General features: G+C 70.9%; 3 protein-coding genes. 2 read left to right on the top strand and 1 reads right to left on the bottom strand.

Features of this window, described 5'->3' with window-relative positions:
* The coding region (locus B5F84_RS09355) for a BMP family ABC transporter substrate-binding protein (RefSeq protein ID WP_087323309.1) at positions 1-1,886 on the top strand (1,886 nt) is incomplete at its 5' end.
* The gene (locus tag B5F84_RS09350; RefSeq protein WP_087323307.1) at positions 1,883-2,524 is read left to right on the top strand and encodes a metallophosphoesterase family protein; all 642 of its coding nucleotides are present in this window, start codon (positions 1,883-1,885) and stop codon (positions 2,522-2,524) included. The genes B5F84_RS09355 and B5F84_RS09350, both read left to right, overlap by 4 nt.
* Before the next feature lie 106 nt (positions 2,525-2,630).
* On the opposite strand, the gene B5F84_RS09345 is transcribed toward B5F84_RS09350, so the two are convergent.
* Positions 2,631-3,199: FIVAR domain-containing protein (locus B5F84_RS09345; RefSeq protein WP_204205556.1), on the bottom strand; the 569-nt coding region annotated here is incomplete at its 5' end.

Raw genomic sequence — 3,199 nt, 5'->3', positions numbered from 1 at the left:
CCTACCCGCCCGCCCTCGACGACATCCTCAAGAACCAGGGCTATCAGGGCGAGGTGCCCATCGGCCTCGCCGAGATCGACCTCGCGCTCCTCGCGGGCACCAAGACCCGCGGCCGCGCGAACATGTTCTCGAGCACCTTCATGCCGCTCGCGGAGCCGGGCTCCGAGTTCGCGGGCAAGTGGAGCGACCTCATCGACTCCCAGCGCACCGAGGGCCTGCGCGACCCGATCATCGTCTACGAGTACCTCCAGCACTTCTACGTCCAGGAGGGCAACAAGCGCGTGTCGGTCATGCGCTACCTGGGCATGCCCACCATCCTCGCCAACATCACGCGCGTCGTGCCCATGCCCTCGGACGAGAAGAGCCTGCGCATCTACCACGAGTTCACCCGCTTCTACGCGGTGGCGCCCATCTACGGCATCATGACGTCCGAGGAGGGCTTCTACGCGCGCCTGGCCGCCCTGCTCGACCAGGACCTCGAGCACCCCTGGCCCGAGGAGCTCGTGTCCTCGCTGCGCTCCGTCTTCGCGGCCTTCGCCGACGCCTTCCGCCGTCGCGGCGGCGACGGGCTCGACCTTGCCGTGGGGGACGCCCTGCTCACCTACCTCACGATCTTCGGGTACCCGCACGTCCGCGAGCTCCTCCCGGGGCAGGTGGACGAGGAGGTGGGCCGCATCTGGGGCGAGTTCGTGGTCACCTCGGGTGGAGGGTCGCGCGCCTACCTCGAGGACCCGAGCACCGACCACACCAAGCCGCTCCCCAAGCTCAAGGTCATCTACCAGGACACCGTCCTCTCCCGCCCGTTCCGCGTTGCCTTTGTCTACGACCGCAACCCGCTCTCGTCCGGCTGGATCGCCCTGCACGAGCGGGGGCGCGAGAAGCTCGAGGGGCGGCTCGGCCCCACCGTGACCACGACCGCCTACACGGACCGGAGCACCGACGAGGCCTTCGACCTCGCCGTCGCCGACGCGGTCGAGGCCGGCGCGGACCTTGTGATCACGTGCTCCTCGACGCAGATGCGCCAGACCCTGCGCGCGGCGGCCGAGCACCCCGGCCCCGCCTACCTCAACTGCTCCGTGAGCCTCTCCCACCGCTCCGTGCGCACCTTCTACGGCCGGATGTACGAGGCCAAGTTCCTGCTCGGCGCCCTGGCCGCGAGCCTTGCCGAGAACCACCTCATCGGATATGTGGCCGAGTCCCCCGTCTTCAGCACGGTCTCCGAGATCAACGCCTTCGCCATCGGCGCGGCCATGGTGGACCCGCACGCCTCCGTCCACCTCAAGTGGTTCTCCGCAAAGGACTACGACTGGCGGCGCGAGCTCGCCGAGGAGGGCGTGAGGATCGTCTCTTCGGCCGACTACGCCGACCCCCTCGCCCCGCGCGCGTCCTGGGGCCTCTACCGCGTCGAGGACGACGGCACCGAGACCCACCTCGCCGAGCCCGTCTGGAAGTGGGGGCGCTACTACGAGCTGCTCGTGCGCTCCATCAGAAACGACACCTGGCGCAAGGTCGGCGACCGCCTCCCCGACCAGTCCCTCAACTACTGGTGGGGGATGTCGGCGGGCGTGCTCGACGTCCGCCTCTCCGAGGCCCTTCCCCGCGGCCAGCGGATGCTCGTGGACGTCCTGCGCCAGTCGGTCCTGTCCGGCCGCGTCCACCCCTTCGTCGGCGAGCTGCGGGCCCAGGGCGGCGACGTCGTCCAGGAGCCCGGCTCCGGCCGTCTCACGAGCGAGCAGATCGTCCGCATGCGCTGGCTCAACGAGAACGTGGTGGGGCGCCTTCCCGAGCAGAGCGAGCTCTCCCGTGACGGGCTCGTTGAGGTCGAGGTGGCGGGCGTGATTCCCGTCGACCCCTCGCGCGTGCTGCTCAAGGGGACGAGCCGATGAGGATCCTTGCCATCGCCGACGTCGAGGAGAGCTGGCTCTACGACCGCTTCGACCGCGAGCGCCTGAAGGGCGTCGACCTCATCGTTTCCTGCGGCGACCTTCCCGCGGTCTACCTCGAGCACATCGTGACGCTTGCCAACGTTCCCCTGCTCTACGTGCAGGGGAACCATGACACCGCCTACGACCAGCACCCTCCCGAGGGCTGCACGAGCATCGACGGGCACCTGCGCGACTTCCGCGGCCTGCGCGTCATGGGCCTTGGCGGCTCGATTCGCTACAACGACCAGGTCCATGGCTTCACGGAACCGGAGATGCGCCGCCGCGCCGCGCGCATGATGCTGCTCGCGCAGGCCACGGGCGGCGTGGACATGATCGTGGCGCACGCCCCCCTCAGGGGCTACGGCGACCTTGACGACCTCCCCCACCAGGGCTTCGAGAGCCTGGGCGAGCTCGTGGAGCGCACCCGCCCGCGCTACTTCGTGCACGGGCACGTCCACATGGAGTACGGCCGGATCAGCCGGACGCTCGAGCACCCCTGCGGGACCGAGCTCGTGAACGCCTGCGGCCACCAGTTCATCGACATCCCTGACGAGCAGATCCAGCAGCGCGGCGGCCTCTTCCGCCCCCAGCCCATCTAGTCGCTCGCGAGAAGAACCTCGGCCTGCACGCCGGGCCACGAAGAAGGGCCCCCGGACGTCACGTCCGGGGGCCCTCTGGCTCACGCGATACGGACCGCGCCCGCGACTAGCGGCGGCGCGTGGTGAGCACGGCGCCGGCGGCGGAGAGGGCCGCGCCGACGGCGGCGATGCCGCTCACGACGACGGTCGGGTCGCCGGTCTCCGGGACCGAGCCGGACTGGCCGCCCTGGGAGCCGGACGGCTTCTGGGCGCCCGTGCCGGGCTTGTCGGCACCGGGGGTCTCCGTGCCAGGGGTGTCCGTGCCGGGCTTCTCCGTGCCGGGCTCGTCGGTGCCCGGATCGACCGTGGCGTCCGCAAGGTCGGCGATGGCGGTGTTGAGCGCCTCGTAGGCCGCCTTGAGCTCGGCGTCGGTGGCCTCGGGATCGGCGAGGACAGCCTGCGCGCGGTCAAGGGCCGTCTGGTAGGCGGCCCAGGCCTCGGCGGTGAAGCCGCTCTCGACAAGGCCGGAGTTGCGGTCGATCAGGTCCTCGATCTTGCTGGCGTAGTCAACGCCCGGCTCGGGCTCGGGCTCCACGACCTCGTCCGTGAGGCCGGCGACGGCGGCGTCGAGCGCGGAGGCCGCGGCGTCGACCGTGGCCTGGGTGGCCTCGGGGTCGGCGAGGGCGGCGCGGGCGG

Origin of the sequence: Olsenella sp. An290 (assembly GCF_002159535.1) — a bacterium.
Taxonomy (GTDB): Bacteria; Actinomycetota; Coriobacteriia; order Coriobacteriales; family Atopobiaceae; genus Thermophilibacter.
Note: the sequence above shows the minus strand (reverse complement) of the source record. Positions and strands in the feature narration are given on the sequence as shown.

What these genes read in the sequence shown, in the direction of transcription:
- B5F84_RS09350 (WP_087323307.1), top strand. Translation starts at nt 1,883, where the DNA reads ATGAGGATCCTTGCCATCGCCGACGTCGAGGAGAGCTGGCTCTACGAC.